Source organism: Microcoleus sp. K1-B1 (assembly GCF_036704705.1).
Lineage (GTDB): Bacteria > Cyanobacteriota > Cyanobacteriia > Cyanobacteriales > Microcoleaceae > Microcoleus.
This window is the reverse complement of sequence record NZ_JAUBSH010000044.1, coordinates 41123-57879: the sequence shown is the minus strand read 5'-3', so window position 1 is coordinate 57879 and position 16757 is coordinate 41123. Positions and strand designations below refer to the sequence as shown.

Genomic DNA, 16757 nt, shown 5'->3' with positions numbered 1-16757 from the left:
ATCTTGCACTTTACTCTCGCTCCCGCGCTCGAAACCTTTCGCCACGCAATATGCGATCGATTATTCAGCAAGCCCTAACTAGGAGTGAAAAACCCGGTTTCTTTGGTTCTGATGCGTCAGTTCTAAAGATTCTTGGCGCGTGGCAACATTCACCGGTGAACCCGCCCTATGCCTCATGCGATTGGCGATTTTCGATTAAAATTACCCCTCATATCAAATCTATTAGCATCAGAATTATTCCTATCTCTCTTCTCGACATCTGCGTGAATTCGCGTCAATCCCTTGTCCGGGGCGGTTAATACATTCTCTTTTTTTCACCGCAGATGAGGGCAGATAAACACAGATTAACGCAGATGAATTAGATCAATTCCGGTTGCACCATCCGTGATTGTTGACTGTTGACTGGATTTTACTATTCCGATGCTACCGGAATTGATATCAATCTAAAATCTAACATTGCCCCATGCTCATGCCAATAAAAAAGCTAGGGATGGATATCCCCAGCTCGAAACATAGCACAATTAGTTTTGAGAGTTGGTAGGGCGATGTTTCAGAATCCACCCCACCCACTTTTACCCAAATTAAATCAGGGTAATGTCAGTAAGCGTAATGCCCGGTCTGCCATTCAGAATTGCCAGCGTAACGCCTGGGTTAGAACCCGAAATACCGTCAGGGTCAAATCCTAGTCGTCCGTCTGCATTTTGATAAAAGACGAACGGCTCTGACGCGCCCGCCCCGGCTGGACCAAAAGTGCCATCGTAAGACCCACTCTCAAGCACCAAGAACGCCTTCGATGAAAGTTGATTCGTATTATCCCGTACCCTCAAGTTGGGGAAGCCGTTGGAGCCATTGATTTGGAAGATAAACTTGTCTTGACCGCTCGTAAAATCGCCGATTTGGTCTGGGTTAGTACCCAATGTGCCGTCAGCGCCGATGGTGACACCCTCGCCGAAGTTGTTGTAGTAGAAGCTGTCATTACCCGATCCGCCAATCAGGGTGTCAGCACCAGGGCCGCCGCCGAGAGAGTCGTTACCGTCGCCGCCGATCAAATAGTCGCGACCAAAGCCGCCCAGCAAGGTGTCGTTCCCGCCACCGGCATTTAAAGTATCGTCCCCGGCGAGGGAGTCGGTAGCATTGGATGAGTCGCCGAACAGGATGTCATCCCCGGTACCAGTAGTGACCACATCAGTGCCGTTGCCACCAATAATGAAGTTGCTACCTAAGTTATCAGTAATGACGTTTGGCGCTGTAAGACCGGTAAAGCTGACGCCGCTAGCGTAGGAGATGAAGTCGTTACCCGCAACGTTGCCAATCACGCGATCGCGCGCGGTGCCAAAGATGATGGTGTCACTTCCCTCGCCACCATTCATGAGGTTGGTGACGGTGAAGTTGCTGCCAGTAGTAGGAGTGGTGTAGCCAATTAACAGATCGTTGCCCAGCGCTCCTTCGAGAGTAATCAAAGCAGTACCAGTACCAGCAAAAATGGCCCTGGTAGCATCGATAGTATCGTTGCCATCTCCACCGGCTGCGTTAGTAAAGGTACCGCTCAGGCTGTCGTTGCCTTCGCCGCCGATCATTGTATCAGTCACAAAAGCTGCAACGATCGTGTCATTGCCAGTGCCGCCGTCGAGTAAGCTCTTACCGCCTGAACTCAACACTCCGGGTATCGTAGCCGTAGACGATGTAATGAAGTCATTGCCGGCACCTCCAAGAGCGGTATCCTGAGAGGCATAAACAGTTATGGTGTCGTTGTCGTCACCGCCGTCTAAGAAGTTTTTGCCGCTGTTAGCATCGCCGCCGTAACCCCCAGATAGAATATCGTTCCCCGCACCGCCAAGCAAGGTGGTTCTCTCAACGCCGACAGCGATGTTGACCGAGGAGCCAAAAAATGAGACGGTTTGGGTAGTGTTGGTAATGAATAAGATGTCGTCGTCTAGATCGCCGGACAGGTAGCTGCTGCTGGCCACACCTATTAGGGTGTCCTTTTCTTTACCGCCGAACAGAGTATCTTTTTGATTGATACCTACAACGTAGTCGTCGCCCAAGTCGCCCCGCAAGAAGTTGCTACCTGCATTGCCACCGGCGCTTGCGCCGACGGGAAGACCGAGGTTGTTGCCGCCGCCGGCGATGAAGAAGCCGAGGGAGTCATTGTCCTTGCCGCCGTAGAGCGAGTCTCTTCCGAGGCCGCCTCCGAGCATCGTATCGGTGCCCTCATTACCAAACATGAGGTTGCCATCTACTGTACCTTGGAGCAAGTCTTCTCCGGCACCGCCGTACAGGGTCGTATTCCGGCTTTGAGCGATTACGGTGTCACTGCCTGCATCGCCAAACATCAAAGCCCGCTCGCGCTGGGCTACTAAGGAATCTTCGTCCTCGCCGCCGTACAGAGTATCGTTGGGGCCGACGGAAGTCAGAGTATCGTTATCGCCTTGGCCAAATATTAAACTGCCGCCGAGGGTAGAAGTTGTAATTAAATCCGCCCCAGCTCCAGCGAAGATTGTATCCGGGCCCAGTCCCGGAGTGTTTAAATTAGTTTGATCGGAATTGTCAGTTAACGTTGTCATAAAGCTTCACTCCTCTACTTGTTGGTCATCGCTGGTGCGACTACAGACACTGCCTAGAACACCGAATGTTTGGATTCCGCTGTAGTTTAACCTGTTTGCCAGCCGCAAGTCTAGCCTACTGGCGTTAACCCTGTCTAGACTTTCTCCCTCGCGGATTTTTTGCTTGTAAGCTTTTATATTCAATGTCTTCACCCTTTAATAATCCTGGTGCACTGTCTCAGGTGCTCACGCTCTACAAGACGCGGCTCATATTCTTAATGTTCCATTCTGGATTGGCGGTCGGGGATCGCGTCCGGGGGAGGAAATTAAAGATTAAAAAAGGCTGATCTGGGTGATCCCGAAGACAAGGGAAATTGGGAGATTTGTTACTTGGTAACAAGGCTTTGTGGCAATTTCCGGTTTTCCAGGCAGGGCCGTCATTTAATAATTCTGACCCGGATTGAACCGAGTACCGCTCCGGGCTTTAAAAGTCTACGCCCCGCTTTAGTTCTACGCCCCGATCGCCGTAGTGTTTGTGACAGTATACCTCGGAGTGTACGCTTGCCAAGTCAAAGTAAGCGTGGGGTTTGTGGCAGCGCCCGGTGATAATAATTTCTGTATCCCGCGGCTTGCGTAGCAGGGCTTCGACGATCGGCTCTACCGGCAGCAGTTCTAAGTCTACTGTGGGATTGAGTTCGTCGAGAATAATCGTTTTATACCAGCCGCTGGCGATCGCACATTTGGCGATTTCCCAGCCGCGTTCTGCTTCTATGCAGTCTAGCTCTTGCTGTTGCCCCCGCCAAACTATAGCATCTCGGCCGCACCGCTGGTGATCTACTAGCTGTGGGTAGCTTTGCCGCAAAGCTGCGATCGCCGCATCTTCTGTATAACCGCTGCCACCTTTGAGCCATTGCACAATTAACACCCGGTGAGATTGGTCTTGACTGATACCCCTACCTATTGCCTGCAAAGCTTTGCCCAAAGCGCTCGTAGACTTGCCTTTGCCCGCTCCAGTGTATATTTCGATACCGGAAATATGATGCTCTGCGGCTGCTGGGTGATAGTGGGGCTTCATTTCTGAGTGTAAGTCGGCAATCTCCAGCAAAGCTTCGGGGGCCGCTCGGCCTGTGGCGATGACTTCTAAATATTCTGGTTTGTTTTTGAGGGTTTGGACTACTTCGTCAACTGGCAGCAAACCCAAGTCCAATACGGGGTTTAGTTCGTCTAGTACCACGACGGAATAGAGCTCGCTGGCGATCGCTCCTTTGGCGATATCCCAGCCTCGCTGAGCTTCTGCGCGATCGAAGCGGGTGATTGCTTCGGCCCCAAAATATTCGGCTCTGCCGGTTCGCACTTGGTCGATCAAGTGCGGAAATGCCCGTTGCAAGGCTTCTATTGCTCCGTCTTCGTCGTAGGAGCGGCCGGGGCCTTTGAGAAAGCGCAGCAACAAGACTCGTGTGGGCGAGTCAGAATTGATACCCAGCCCGATCGACCGCAACACTACTCCCAAAGCTGCCTGAGACTTGCCTTTACCAGCGCCGTCGTAGACGTGAATCTGACCCGCGGCGCGTTCCGAGCGGGATGAGGCTGTCCGAATACCAATGCCATTCCTTACCATAATCAGCAGTTGTTTGAGTCTGTAGCGGGGTGGGTATTCGATCGCGCGCCTTGAATGTTTAATTTTTCCATTCTTTTGGCGGATCTCAACAGATTATACGATAACTTATAACCCCCAATCTTTTAAGCAGCGATCTAACGCAATCAGGTGCTCAAACCTCCGGTTAAGATTATTCCGTTTGTGCTGTACAATTAAAATTTAACACGGACTGATATACCTAAAGGCTTATGATTGCGAGTGTTTTCCCATTTCGGACTGTTTTGGTGCAAATTTTAATTATGTTTTTGGCGATCGCGATCGAATCGTGGTTTTTGCAAAAACTACTTAAACTCGGCCCCAAAACCAGCATTGAATATACAGCCATCCTCAATTTATCTTGCACTTGCGTAGGCTGGTTAGTTTTCTTCGGCATTGAAAGCGTTCTTACCAAAGAATTGCGGGAACAGCTTATCGGTTATATTTTATTAGGACGTGGGGATAATGTTTACGCTCCAATAACTATGATAGCACTCTCAGTATTAGCAGTAACGTTTGTAGCTAAATGGCAGGGATTAGAATTCATAGACAACATGGTTTCCGGCAATAAAAAAGCTGCCAAACCTCAGTTTTTAGGACCACCAACCCTCACCCGCCGTCCTCCCAAAAAAACTTTTCAAGTAACTACCCAGTTTGGGGGAATTTTAATCGCCCACACTGTTAGCAATCTCGTTATTTTAACCGTGTTGTTTTTGCAAAGCGTCTATTGAAATTTATGATGAAGCAATTTTTTGATGTCACTCAGCAACTCACTAAGCTGACGAACAACATTTGGGAAACCAATAAAAAAATCCAAAAGGCGATGATTCCGCCTAAAGTTGTTCACTGGAAGACTCCTTTACTGCTCAGCATATTTTTAGCTTTGCTGACAGTGGCGGCAGTCACTGACTGGCGGACGAGAACTCTGCTTTTTGATATGAGCTGGTTATTATTTACACTTTCAATGGGTTTGCTGACAAGCCAGCAACCTTTTGTCATTAAAGGAGTAAGTCTGAGTCCGTGGGTGACAAGCATCTTAATTGGCTTGTGGTTACTGATAAGATTGCCGTCGGATAGGAAGGAAATAGCATGGATATCCGGCCCACTTATAGCAGTAGTAGTTCTGGCGACAATAGAGATTTGGAATAGCGAGTCAAAACGGGAAGGTATCAGGTCGTTGGTGCGCCCTCAGTTTTTGATGATTACTCTAGTTCACCTGCTGTTTTCCTGTTGGTTTGCTTTTCACTTTTTAATTCAAGGTTGGATACAACAGTATCCGAGTGTTTTATCTCAGGATTTAAGGCAAAGCGATTATGTGGTGACATTTCAACGGCCAACTATTAATCGCTCCCGAGGAGTTGTCATCCTCAATGCAATGGAGGGATACCTGCGAAATGAAGCCCGCACAAAACCGTGGGCGCAAGTAGAGCAAATGTTAATAGATATTGACAACGAGCGATTTTTTCTGCGAAATCAAGCGTTAAAAACAACTGGGGTAGTCGCAGAAGATGCGAGGTGGGATGTCAAAACTTCGATCGTCCAAGGAGAGTCTCGCTATCAGTTAGAGATGCAGGCAACTTGGCTGGGATTGGTTTTTAGACCGGAAATATATTCGTTTACCAAATCTTGCGAGGTGTTCGAGATAGCCAATAGGGCGACTGTAACCTGCGATGCCATCAAACGCTCTCAACCCGGACAGAAAAAAGATGGAACGGCGAGGGACAGTCAAGTTTGATTCTGTCTGTGTTAACTAATTGCGATGGGTATAGCGGGAAAGTGGGAGAGTCTGAAAGTGGGAGAGTCTGAGAGTCTGAGATGGAAAAAATCCTCTTTCTTCTTCCCTCTTCCTTCTTCCCTCTTCCTTCTTCCTTCTTCCTTCTTCCCTCTTCCTTACACTAAAGTATGGCGAAAGTTTTCAGCGGGTTAATAACTAGATGAATTTGAGAAGAATCTTGACAGTCGCGACCAATGTATTTTGGGAAGTAATTCGCGATCGCATCCTTTACTTAATTATTATTTTTGCTCTGTTGATGGGCGCCTCGGTCCGGTTGATACCGGAATTGGCGGCGACAACCGAAAAGAAAATTATTTTAGATGTCGGTTTGGCTGCTATGAGCCTCCTCGGTCTAATTGCCACAGTCTTTGTGGCTACCGGACTGGTCAACAAAGAAATAGAAAAGCGCACTGTTTACCTGTTAGTTGCCAAGCCGATAAGTCGGGCTGAGTTAATTGTGGGCAAGCACTTAGGGCTGTCGGCGGTACTGGGGGTGCTTGTAGCGGCAATGACTGTTATCTATCTAGCTATTCTGAGTTTGAGCCGCATTCCTTTCCCTTTGGAAAGCATTTTAATCGCTTCGCTGTTTATATGGTTTGAGCTGTGTCTGATGGCTGGTGTCGGGATTTTATTTGGGGTTTTTAGCAGTTCGCTGCTGGCAACTTTACTGACATTTGGCGTTTATTTAATGGGACATTCGACGCGGGATTTAGTGGCTTTGGGTAAGTTAACTAAAAATCCTGGCCTTGAACAATTGATGATGGGACTTTATCTGGTTTTGCCGGATTTAGCCAGATTTAATTTGAGAAACGATGCTGTTTACGGACAAGTTCCTTACTTGGCAGGTTTGATTACAGATGCTGGCTACGGTTTGCTGTATGTGGTGCTGCTGTTGTCAATTGCGATCGCCATATTTTCCCGTAGGGAATTTTAAAGCGCCCATTCCCCACTTTCAGGGTAATTGTTTGTAGTGAGGACTAAAGTCCTCCCTACAAACCAATTTTATTATCGACTTAGCGCGCTAAGATATAGACAAGGTTATCGATCGCCAATCTCGACTAAAACTCAAACTTTTATTGGTAAAATAAGGTGACTTATGACTACTATAATTCACAAACCGATATCGCAGCTCAAGATTACTTGGCCACTGCTACCCGATGATTTCATCCTACCAGACGACCCTGTAGACGATATAGACCATCCCTTGCTAGCTAACGGTTTGCGCCAGTCTGTAGTGGATTCCCCGGAACTAATGCAAGACGCACTAATAGTTTCTAATTTTGCTTTGTGCGCTGCTGTGGACGATCGCACTATTTGCAAAGCCCCAGACGGGATTTACGTGCAGCCAGTGCAACCTTGGCCTCACAACTATCCCCGCCGTAGTTACACGCCTCATACCGAAGGAACAGTGCCTTTTGTAGTGATAGAATTTCTATCAGCTAGTTACGGCGATGAATACTCTGTCGAACACACAGAAGAAATCGGTAAGTGTTTTTTTTACGAACAAGTAATCAAAGTTCCTCGCTATGTCATTTTTCGACCGCATACAGGCAGAATAGAAGTTTATGCCCTAGAATCCGAGCGTTATGACAGTCAAAATCCTGATGAAAACGGTCGTTATTTAATACCTGGATTAAATCTATTTTTGGGAGTGTGGCAGGGAACTCGCGAAGGTAGAACAGGATATTGGCTGCGCTGGTGGACGGCGGGCGGAGAACTGCTTTTGTGGCCGGAAGAAAGGGCAGAAAATGAACGCCAGCGAGCCGATCGCCAACAGCAAGACAAAGAGTTAGCAGAGACGCTGCTGGAACAGGAAAGACAGCGCAATCAAGAGCTTTTGGCTCGATTGGCAGCCCTCGGTATCGCTCCCGAATAGCATTAGAATTCCGATGGAAGTCGGAAGAAAGAAGAGGTTCGAGGGAAAAAGGGAACCAGATCGAAATATGCTTTCTTCATCCTTCTTTCGTTAGTTTACTTTCTTACTTATATGTTGGTAAAACAAGGTTAAATTATGTTAATAGAAAAACTCGAAGGATTAAAAAATATTTTCGCACAAATGGAACGGGCTTTGATTGCCTACTCCGGCGGAATTGACAGCACTTTGGTAGCAAAAATCGCTTTTGATGTATTGGGCGATCGCGCTTTGGCAGTGACGGCTGTTTCCCCGTCTTTACTGCCAGAAGATTTAGAAGATGCGCGGATTCAAGCAGCAGAAATTGGGATTGCCCACGAGGAAGTAGAAACTCAGGAAATGGCAAATCCCAATTACACTTCTAACCCGGTTAACCGCTGCTATTTCTGCAAAAGCGAACTGCACGATACTTTGAAACCCCTAGCACTAGCAAAGGGTTATCCTTATGTGGTGGATGGGGTTAATGCTGATGATTTAAAGGATTACCGTCCCGGAATTCAGGCTGCGAAGGAACGCGGCGCGCGATCGCCTTTAGCAGAAGTAGGCATGACTAAATTGGAAGTGCGGCAGTTGGCCAAAGAATTGGCTTTGCCTTGGTGGGACAAACCGGCTCAACCTTGTTTGAGTTCGCGCTTTCCTTACGGCGAAGAAATCACCGTTGGAAAGTTGCAAAGAGTGGGGCGCGCTGAACGCTATTTGCGGCAGTTGGGACTGAAAAATTTGCGAGTGCGATCGGATGGAGACACGGCGCGCATTGAGTTACCGGCAGAGGAGATTCAGGAGTTTGTGCTAAATACGGATTTGCCTGCATTGGTGGCGGTGTTTCAGGAGTTTGGTTTTGTGTACGCGACTTTGGATTTGGAGGGGTTTCGCAGCGGCAAATTAAATCAGGTTTTGCAGCCGCAGTTGTTGCAGGCAAAAGGTTGATTAATTTTCCCGAATACAAAAAAATTCTCATGATTGATGTAGTTTGGGACATGGACAAAGGAGAACCATGTCAATCGAACCTTTACCTTTATTGATGTAGCAACTTATACCTTTCAAGGCTCGAATTGTTAGGATTACAGGACTTACGCAAAAGTAACGTATTTCTGTCGCCCAGCGAACTCAGTGAAGCAATCTCAAACTCTTGCTACACCATCATAATGCGTAAGTCGTGATTAATTATCAACTTGGAATTTTGAATACTGTGGAGGGAAACTCCCACAGCAGGTTTAGTTTTGAATTTTCAGGGGAAACCATCCGATAGATTTTTGCAAGAGTTTCATGGTTCAAGTCCATCCTTGCTAAGGTTTTAGCCCTTCCCCTTCACCTCACCGTCGCGATCGCACTTCCCAAAACCCAACTCTCCATCTCTCTGGTCAAAACCTCACTCAAGTTGAACTCAAAACCCTAAGTTGGGCGAGATTTAACTTTTCGCCATGCAGCCGTAATACGCGATGTACCTGGCACAATTTCTATAAGCTCCTTTTTTCGCAATCGATTAAAAATATTTTTCATAACTTCACCTGAATCAATTCCAACGTGTTTTCGACCAATGCGATTAGTAATTTTTTCGTGTTCTTCAAGGTAATCCATGACTAATCGCTCATACTCCGAATACATTTCATAACTTGAGATCGCATTTTCTGAATCTTCATCAATAGTTCCAACTCTACGCCAAGCTGCATTGCTTTTTGCTCTTTTAGGAACAGCTTCAATAAGTCCGTTATCTCTTAATCTGTAAAAGGCCTGCTTGATAGTTGCTTCTGAACGAATTCCAGTTTCTTTTCTAGCAATTTTATTGGTTATTTCTTTGTGCTTCTCTAAATACGACATTATTTGTGCTTCTATTGAAGCAAGAGGTTCGTGTTTAATGTATACAATTACAGAATTCTCAGTCTCTTTTATGTCAGGGGGTTGTAGTCTTAACTTAGCCATTGCCTGAAAAGCAGTATTGAGACCTTCTCCTACATCTTTATTAGGTGGATTGGGAAATTTGTTGATTATACGAACAATAGCTCCATTCCTTGCATATTGTTCTTTCAGAATATTTTTGACTGTAACGTGACCTGGCAATTTTCCTGGATTTTCAATCTCAATTCTATTGTCGAAAATACGGATGTGAGTATCACAAGCTATACTGTAATCTCTATGCAGTAAAGCATTTGTGACAATTTCATGAATAGTTTCTTCGGGATATTGGATATTTTCTAATCCTTGATTCCCAATTTTAGGTATTTTTTCAATAATTTCTATTGTTGTAGTTACAGCTTTCTGAACTTGCTTATACAAACAACCTTCGATGGTTATTGGGGAAAAATCAAGAGTGTCTCTTGTTCCTTCTGAGTCTTTTGTTTTATATCTATAAATTTTAACGCCACAATACTTGGGAAAAACAGCTTGAGGTTCATCGGCAAATAATAAAATTCCGGCAATTATTGGTTTTTCTCTTTGAATTAATTGTTGCTTTTTCAGCCATAACTCAGCTTTGGTAGTTGGAACTACAGCGTTAATAAACTCTCTCATGACTTCGGAATCTGTGATTACTTCAAGCTCTACATCAATAGTTTTTCTTTCAAATGATTCTATACCTTTGTCGAGTTTTAATCTTTCTAAATCTGCTGGATCTGTAATAGACGAAGTTCGTGCGGAACGTCTTAAATGTGGAATACCGTCCGAAGCTACCACTACTCCTCGTGATTTAAGAATAGTCACTTGCAAAACTAGACCCGGATGGCATTCAGAGCTAAGAAAGGTATATGAATAACCATCCCCAAGTGGGAAAAGTTTCTCAAAAATTTGTAAATGCCCATTTGCGGATTCTTGATCGGCAAAACCTCTCCAATATCTTGTTTTTGTATTGCCTACAATCTTCTCATCAATTCCTATGTAAAGCTCTCCACCGTCCGCATTGGCAAATCCAGAAATAAAGTTAGATAATTTTGCTGGTTTTACCTCTATCGCCTTGAAGTCGAGAAAATGACTTTCTTCCTTTTGAAGTATCTGATTTAATTGCTCTGAAGTGATTGGAACTACTTCAATTGACATATAGTTTAGTTGCTTACAGCTTAATAAGTTTTAGGATGTTTGCCGTATATTTTGGATGTGCGATATAATAGCAAATCCGGGTTTAATACCCCCTTTATTTCTTAGTCCGCGTGGACTTCGTTTGACTGTATGCAGCGGTTTCAACCGCCGATTCATAAAGAGGGTGGCTAACTTTCAACGCCCGAGTCTTATCAAGGAGTAGTTGGCTGAATTTGCTGTGGCTGCATTTGCTGCTGCTGATTATCGAGCTGAATTTGCTGCTCCTGGATCTGAATTTGCCGATTCTCAAGATCTATTTGCCGCTGTCTGTCTTCAAGCTGCAGTCTTCGGTCTTCAAGTTGCAGCAGTCTGTCTTCAGCTTGCCGCTGTCTTTCTTCACGTTGTATCTCTCTCTCTAGCAGTCTGTCTTCACGTTGCTCTTGTCTGTCTTGACGTTGTTCGCGAAGCTGTCTAATCTGATTTCGCCGTTGGAAATCTCCTCCCAAAAATAAGTTTTCAAAAGCGTTGATAGTTGCTTGAAACCCCGTAAAAATGCCACCAACAGTGTTAACCGCAGTTGCTACTCCTGTTATTGGCTGCAAGAAACTGTTGATATTGTCTCCTACCCTAGCATAGCCCGATCGCGCTACCAGAATCACATCGTCGTTGCGGAGAGTGGGGTTATTATTAGGATTCAACCCTTGAGCAAAATCCACCTCGATCGTGCGGCGAGAAACAGTACCGTTGGGGTTCAATCGCAATAGTTCTACCTTGTCTTTTTTAGCCCGCAATTGATTGAAACTGCCTGCGGTGAGCAAAGCTTGGTGCAGGGATGTACTAGGCCGCACCTGCAAAGCCCCAGGCCTAATTACTTCTCCTACAATATTGATGCTAATCGCGTTCGGAGAAAAACTGCTATTTGCGACTTGAGAAACTTCAGCTAAGTCTACAGTAGCTGCTGTCGGGATAATTACGCTATCTCCTTCTTGCAGCAAAATATCTTGAGTTGCGTCACCTTTTTGCAGCAAATCCCACAGATTTACCATGATAGTTTGTTCATTGCCACCTCTGACTCGGCGGCGGATTTGGACGCGGCGAATGTCAGCTTCTGTAGTGATACCACCAGCAATCTTCAGTGCTCTAGTTATTGTTGGTAAGCCCACAACTGCTCCTTGCTGTTGGTCGATAGATACAAAACTCAATTCAGTTTGTTGGTTGCTCGATCGCACATCCGAAGCAAATACAGTATAAGGCCCCGGCCGGTTTACTTCCCCGACAATTACCACGCCAATTGGTTTAGTAATATCAGCGGAAAAATTAGCACTAGCTCTTTGACGAACTTCTTGAGTATTCAGGGCCCTTGCTGTCGGTACAAAAATTGTATCTCCATCTCGAATGGTGACATCTTGACGCAAATTTCCTGTCTCTAAAAAATCCTGCAAATCAACAGTAGTAACTTGCTCCGGCCCGCCTCTGCGGGGACGGCGAATTTGAACATTTCGCATATCTCCTGCTGATGTCACCCCTTGTGCAAGTTGCAGCATTTCCATCAAAGTTGGGAATTTTACTCCTCCTCCTTCTCTAGTGGGATTAATCTTGTAGGAACCCGGACGAGTAACTTCACCCGCCAGACCTATATTTAGGGGGCGAGCGACGATCACAGTCACGGTAACAACGGGAACATTGATGAAGGGTTCGTATCGCTGGGTAATCACATTAGCGGCTTGTTGCAGCGTCAACCCTTGAATTGAGACGCTGCGAATGATTGGTAAATTGAGCGTCCCGTCAACTAACACTTGATATTCTCTGCTGAATTCAGGGACGCCGAAGATATCTAAAGCAATGCGATCGCCCGGGCCTAAAGTATAAGCTGCTTCTGGTGTCAGCGCACCAGAATTGCCGATCGGCGGCAAACTCGAACCCGGAGGTGGGGGCGGTACTCTCGGTTGGCTTGGGTTCCTAGCGGGCGCAGGATTTCTGATGGCAGGCAACTGAGCTCTACTGGGGAGCGAACTCAATAGCATCAGGAGTGCTGACAAACTCAGACTTGTAGCGGTTTGAATGGTATGTTTCATCTTTCTTCCCTGGTTGCAGCCTGCCATTGAACAAGAGCAATTTAGCTAGTGGATTTTAGTTTATTTTCCCTGCTGTCCAGTGTAGCCTCGCTTTGCTGCAAAATCCACAGGTGCAAGCATAAAAATTGTGCGATCGCACTTAACTATTTTGCCCCTTGTTTGTAAAGAAAGTGTAAAGCCCGCCAACTGTTTTCAGGATTAGGATCTCGTTTGAGCAAAATTTTTCATACATAACTCGCGATACAAATCAACCCGCCACAGAAAGGGGATAGGAAAAAACCGCCCTGATTTGAGGTAAAATATTAAATAATTCTCTCTGCAGGACAAAGACAAGTGTCACTAAAATTGGATAAAGTAATTCCCTGGGGACGCTGCTTGGATGAATACATAGGAATGTTTAGCTTGACCTCAAGTGACCTCAAGCTAGCAATCCTTGATTGTGCAGGCGGCCCGGCGAGTTTCAATGCCGAAATGACTCGCCAAGGTAAAAAGGTAATTTCTTGCGATCCAGTTTATCAGTTTACTGCGGTGGAAATTGGCGATCGCATCAAAGAAACATATCAAACTGTGATTGACGGTGTTAAAGCCAATTTAGACGGCTACCTGTGGAATAATTTTGAATCGCCGTACCAGCTAGGCGAAGTGCGAATGAAGGCGATGCAGGAATTTTTAGAAGATTTTCCATCAGGCTTGCAGCAAGGCCGCTACCTGAATGCTGAACTCCCTGTTTTGCCTTTCGAGAACGGTCAATTCGATTTAGCTTTGTGCAGCCATTTCTTATTTGCTTATTCTCACCTGCTTTCGGAAGAATTTCATCGGTCAGCAATTACAGAAATGTGTCGGGTTGCGAAGGAAGTCCGAGTCTTCCCTCTATTGCAGAGTTTTAGCGGGGAGGAATCCGATCACTTAAATCCGATTCTCACAGACTTGAAAAAGAGAAGTTTTAGTGTAGAAATTCAAGAGACTCCTTATGAGTTTCAAAAAGGCGGGAATAAGATGCTGCGAGTTAGCAAAAAAAACTCAGCCTAAAAGTAGGCATAACTTATTAGGCTGTTATGGAAACCAAATAACAGCCATTGATTCGCCAACTATTATCAAACTGTTTTTCCATGAGATAAATGGCTCGGATTGGGATGCCTTCCGAGTCCAGCAACAGCACTGGCTGAGCGGGAATTCCTTCTACGGTGGCGAGGTTTTCAAATAATACCGATCGCGGACGGTAGACAGCTTCATAGGCAATTTTTACCATGTGCATAAAGTTTTCGGCTGTGCGAAACTGCTGCTGAATTCCGGGACTGGCGAAGGCAAAAGCCCCAGCAGCATCGTCTTTTTGAAAGGCTTGTAGTTGCTGTTCTACGACTGAGCGAATGGTAGCGCGATCGCTATCAGTAATTTGCATAATTTTGATAATAAAGTGCTGCTATATCTGCGTCCAAATTACTGAGGGCATGGCAATTCGCGATCGGTTCCTAGACTATCTGCCCATTGCTTAACCAGATCGTGCCCAATGCCCGTCTTGTTTGTCTGGTAATCTTGTAAGGCTGCGAGACTCTGGGCGATCGTTTGTTCTTCAATGAGGGTTTGAGACTCATTTGCTGTGTCAATTTCTCCAGTAATTCTAATCAAAAACCGCAGAGCTTCATTCACTGCTTCAGAATCTGGAAACATCTCTGCAACATCCGGTTTTAAACGAATATTTACACCACCAAAGGTCTTTCGTCCAGATCCTACCCTTCTTACAGGCAACTTCCTAAAATCATATTCCGACCGCAGCTCATCGTCCATCTCTGTTTCATCCTTCATCATAAACTTCTCGCTCCACTCGTGTTACTTTTCGGGCGCTAATCAAACGCGAATAAAATCTGCTCTTTCTGTATACGACACTATCAATAAATTACCTTGCTGGGATTCTCCAACAATAGTATAGCGCTCTTCTTCATCAGAGTGTTCCGGATCATCGTAGAAATCGACGTAGAGGGGCTCGTCAAAAACCGTTCTGGCTTCCTCAAATGAGATCCCATGCTTGGACAAATTTACCGCAGCCTTGTTTTCATCCCACTCGAATTTCATAAAGATCCTAAATCAGCATCTTTGATATAATATTACACCTAGAAGCAAAACTCAAACCAACTCATGCCACAAACAGTCTGGATCGCACGACACGGAAACCGCATCGACTTCGTTAACCCCGACTGGTTTCTCACCGCAGAACACCGCTACGATCCCCACCTTTCCGAAGACGGTCACGTTCAAGCTAAACAACTCGCAAATCGCCTCAAAGGTGAAGGAATTTCTCATATTTTTGCTTCCCCTTTTCTGCGAACTGTCCAAACAGCAAATCACGCGGCAGAAGCTCTCGATTTGTCAATTAAACTAGAGTGGGGACTGTGCGAATGGCTAAATCCTGAATGGATGACAGAAATGCCGGAAACTGAGTCCGTCGAAGCTTTGTGCAAGCGTTTTCCCAGGATTGATGCTTCCTACAAAGGCGGTATTGCTAATTATCCCGAAACCGTGGAAGCTTGTTTCAAAAGGGCGGGGGAAACTGCTAAACGCCTCGCGGCAGAGTTTCCCGAAGATATGTTATTAGTAGGTCACGGTGCGTCGGTTTTAGGAACTGCGATCGGGCTGGCTGGCGGTGCTGAAACGGAAATTAACGCTTCTTTGTGCTGTTTGGTGAAAGTGGTGCGGGGTGAGGGAGAATGGTCGATCGCACTTAATGGCGATACTTCTCACCTGACTGACTCTGAAGCCGTTATCCGGTTTAATTAAAGTTGAAATTGGTGCGAAAAATCCCATTCTATGCTATGTGTGTAACGTGCGCCGAGGTGCACCTTACGTTAATCTGATTTGTCAGAATCTGGGTGTTATTGTTTAATCTCGATCGCACATTTTAAATCGAAAATCTTAAATAGGTATGGCAGGACACAGTAAGTGGGCGAATATTAAACGCCAAAAAGCTAGAGTTGATGCCGTTAAAGGCAAGGTTTTTGCTAGGATATCTCGCGAAATTATTGTCGCGGCCCGCAGCGGAGTTCCCGATCCCGCTGGCAATTTTCAACTGCGGACGGCTATTGAAAAAGCTAAGGCGGCGAGTATTCCTAATGAAAACATAGAAAGGGCGATCGCCAAAGGTGCTGGCTTGGCGGGGGGGAGTTCGGATTTAGAAGCTATTCGCTACGAAGGTTACGGCGTTGGCGGGGTTGCTATTCTGATTGAAGCGCTGACAGACAACCGCAACCGCACAGCGGCTGACTTGCGAGAAGCTTTTACTAAAAATGGCGGCAACCTGGGCGAAACTGGTTGTGTGGGCTGGATGTTTGACAACAAAGGAGTTTGTACGGTACGCGGGCCGATTGATGAGGAACAATTGTTTGAAGCGTCGCTAGAGGCGGCTGCGGAATCTTATGATTTGATATTAATTGATGAGGATACTGAAGGTGCAGAGGTATTTACAAGTGTGGCTAATTTGGAACAACTGGCTGATGTTTTGAAACAAAAAAGTTTTGCAGTTTTGCAGTCGGAAACTCGCTGGATTCCCAGCAATACAGTGGAAATAGACACTCCTGAAAAAGCTCGATCGCTCCTTAAGTTAATGGACGCACTGGAAGATTTGGATGACGTGCAAAGCGTGACAGCTAATTTTGAAATGACAGATGAATTGATGTCTGTGAGTATGGTTTAATGCTTTAAAGATGAGGGATCGGGAGCGTCCTGCTGCTGGCACTGCAAAAAAAGACGAAAACTCGCTAGCGGGACATCGCGTTACACTATTACCAGGAAACGAATCCCCATCTGTAGGCGAGTGGGG

At 45.9% G+C, this 16757-nt stretch carries 16 protein-coding genes; 9 read left to right on the top strand and 7 right to left on the bottom strand.

The window, feature by feature from the left end; all coding sequences use genetic code 11:
• On the top strand, positions 1-299 hold a 299-nt coding region (locus QUA83_RS17380; RefSeq protein ID WP_333294678.1), incomplete at its 5' end, for a hypothetical protein.
• A gap of 282 nt (positions 300-581) precedes the next feature.
• On the opposite strand, the gene QUA83_RS17375 is transcribed toward QUA83_RS17380, so the two are convergent.
• Positions 582-2564: a calcium-binding protein gene (locus QUA83_RS17375; RefSeq protein ID WP_333294676.1), complete on the bottom strand. Its 1983-nt coding sequence runs from the start codon at positions 2562-2564 to the stop codon at positions 582-584.
• Positions 2565-3027: 463 nt separating this feature from the next.
• Complete coding sequence (locus tag QUA83_RS17370; protein WP_333223467.1) at positions 3028-4161, bottom strand: cob(I)yrinic acid a,c-diamide adenosyltransferase; 1134 nt, start codon at positions 4159-4161, stop codon at positions 3028-3030.
• A gap of 227 nt (positions 4162-4388) precedes the next feature.
• Between QUA83_RS17370 and fraC the strand changes: the two genes are divergently transcribed.
• The 5 genes from fraC (at position 4389) to larE (ending at position 8789) form a co-directional block, all read left to right on the top strand.
• Positions 4389-4907 (top strand): filament integrity protein FraC, encoded by a 519-nt coding sequence (gene fraC, locus QUA83_RS17365; protein WP_333294672.1) that lies wholly within the window; start codon positions 4389-4391, stop codon positions 4905-4907.
• A 5-nt stretch (positions 4908-4912) separates the two neighbouring features.
• Positions 4913-5911, top strand: coding sequence for a DUF5357 family protein (locus QUA83_RS17360; RefSeq protein ID WP_333227342.1), 999 nt, complete (start codon positions 4913-4915; stop codon positions 5909-5911).
• Between the two features lie 199 nt (positions 5912-6110).
• The gene (locus QUA83_RS17355) at positions 6111-6884 is read left to right on the top strand and encodes an ABC transporter permease (RefSeq protein ID WP_333294670.1); all 774 of its coding nucleotides are present in this window, start codon (positions 6111-6113) and stop codon (positions 6882-6884) included.
• Positions 6885-7046: 162 nt separating this feature from the next.
• Complete coding sequence (locus QUA83_RS17350; protein ID WP_333294668.1) at positions 7047-7826, top strand: Uma2 family endonuclease; 780 nt, start codon at positions 7047-7049, stop codon at positions 7824-7826.
• Between the two features lie 135 nt (positions 7827-7961).
• Entirely contained in the window at positions 7962-8789 is an 828-nt protein-coding gene (larE, locus tag QUA83_RS17345) for an ATP-dependent sacrificial sulfur transferase LarE (RefSeq protein ID WP_333294667.1), read from the top strand.
• A 465-nt stretch (positions 8790-9254) separates the two neighbouring features.
• Here the strand turns inward: larE and QUA83_RS17340 are convergent, their stop codons facing one another.
• Both QUA83_RS17340 and QUA83_RS17335 read right to left on the bottom strand, forming a co-directional pair.
• Complete coding sequence (locus tag QUA83_RS17340) at positions 9255-10892, bottom strand: ATP-binding protein (RefSeq protein WP_333294664.1); 1638 nt, start codon at positions 10890-10892, stop codon at positions 9255-9257.
• Positions 10893-11083: 191 nt separating this feature from the next.
• A complete protein-coding gene (locus QUA83_RS17335; protein ID WP_333294662.1) occupies positions 11084-12946 on the bottom strand; it encodes a polysaccharide biosynthesis/export family protein in 1863 nt (620 codons plus the stop codon).
• 333 nt (positions 12947-13279) lie between these two features.
• Between QUA83_RS17335 and QUA83_RS17330 the strand changes: the two genes are divergently transcribed.
• Complete coding sequence (locus QUA83_RS17330; protein WP_333247637.1) at positions 13280-13975, top strand: class I SAM-dependent methyltransferase; 696 nt, start codon at positions 13280-13282, stop codon at positions 13973-13975.
• A 16-nt stretch (positions 13976-13991) separates the two neighbouring features.
• On the opposite strand, the gene QUA83_RS17325 is transcribed toward QUA83_RS17330, so the two are convergent.
• From QUA83_RS17325 to QUA83_RS17315, 3 genes are read right to left on the bottom strand one after another with little or no spacing between them, the layout of a single operon-like run.
• Entirely contained in the window at positions 13992-14345 is a 354-nt protein-coding gene (locus tag QUA83_RS17325; RefSeq protein ID WP_333294661.1) for a DUF4864 domain-containing protein, read from the bottom strand.
• 38 nt (positions 14346-14383) lie between these two features.
• Positions 14384-14752 (bottom strand): hypothetical protein, encoded by a 369-nt coding sequence (locus QUA83_RS17320; protein WP_333294659.1) that lies wholly within the window; start codon positions 14750-14752, stop codon positions 14384-14386.
• A 39-nt stretch (positions 14753-14791) separates the two neighbouring features.
• A complete protein-coding gene (locus QUA83_RS17315; RefSeq protein WP_333294658.1) occupies positions 14792-15016 on the bottom strand; it encodes a BrnT family toxin in 225 nt (74 codons plus the stop codon).
• A 63-nt stretch (positions 15017-15079) separates the two neighbouring features.
• Here QUA83_RS17315 and QUA83_RS17310 point away from each other — a divergent pair, with 63 nt between their 5' ends.
• Together QUA83_RS17310 and QUA83_RS17305 are read left to right on the top strand one after the other, a co-directional pair.
• Positions 15080-15718, top strand: a complete 639-nt coding sequence (locus QUA83_RS17310) for a histidine phosphatase family protein (RefSeq protein ID WP_333294655.1) — start codon at positions 15080-15082, stop codon at positions 15716-15718.
• A gap of 145 nt (positions 15719-15863) precedes the next feature.
• Positions 15864-16631, top strand: coding sequence for a YebC/PmpR family DNA-binding transcriptional regulator (locus tag QUA83_RS17305; RefSeq protein ID WP_333294653.1), 768 nt, complete (start codon positions 15864-15866; stop codon positions 16629-16631).
• The last annotated feature ends 126 nt before the right edge of the window (positions 16632-16757 follow it).

Bases quoted from the DNA above. Each gene is read 5' to 3' on its own strand.
- QUA83_RS17375 (WP_333294676.1), bottom strand. From the start codon at position 2,564: ATGACAACGTTAACTGACAATTCCGATCAAACTAATTTAAACACTCCG.
- QUA83_RS17370 (WP_333223467.1), bottom strand. From the start codon at position 4,161: ATGGTAAGGAATGGCATTGGTATTCGGACAGCCTCATCCCGCTCGGAA.
- fraC (WP_333294672.1), top strand. From the start codon at position 4,389: ATGATTGCGAGTGTTTTCCCATTTCGGACTGTTTTGGTGCAAATTTTA.
- QUA83_RS17360 (WP_333227342.1), top strand. From the start codon at position 4,913: ATGATGAAGCAATTTTTTGATGTCACTCAGCAACTCACTAAGCTGACG.
- QUA83_RS17355 (WP_333294670.1), top strand. From the start codon at position 6,111: ATGAATTTGAGAAGAATCTTGACAGTCGCGACCAATGTATTTTGGGAA.
- QUA83_RS17350 (WP_333294668.1), top strand. From the start codon at position 7,047: ATGACTACTATAATTCACAAACCGATATCGCAGCTCAAGATTACTTGG.
- larE (WP_333294667.1), top strand. From the start codon at position 7,962: ATGTTAATAGAAAAACTCGAAGGATTAAAAAATATTTTCGCACAAATG.
- QUA83_RS17340 (WP_333294664.1), bottom strand. From the start codon at position 10,892: ATGTCAATTGAAGTAGTTCCAATCACTTCAGAGCAATTAAATCAGATA.
- QUA83_RS17335 (WP_333294662.1), bottom strand. From the start codon at position 12,946: ATGAAACATACCATTCAAACCGCTACAAGTCTGAGTTTGTCAGCACTC.
- QUA83_RS17325 (WP_333294661.1), bottom strand. From the start codon at position 14,345: ATGCAAATTACTGATAGCGATCGCGCTACCATTCGCTCAGTCGTAGAA.
- QUA83_RS17320 (WP_333294659.1), bottom strand. From the start codon at position 14,752: ATGATGAAGGATGAAACAGAGATGGACGATGAGCTGCGGTCGGAATAT.
- QUA83_RS17315 (WP_333294658.1), bottom strand. From the start codon at position 15,016: ATGAAATTCGAGTGGGATGAAAACAAGGCTGCGGTAAATTTGTCCAAG.
- QUA83_RS17310 (WP_333294655.1), top strand. From the start codon at position 15,080: ATGCCACAAACAGTCTGGATCGCACGACACGGAAACCGCATCGACTTC.
- QUA83_RS17305 (WP_333294653.1), top strand. From the start codon at position 15,864: ATGGCAGGACACAGTAAGTGGGCGAATATTAAACGCCAAAAAGCTAGA.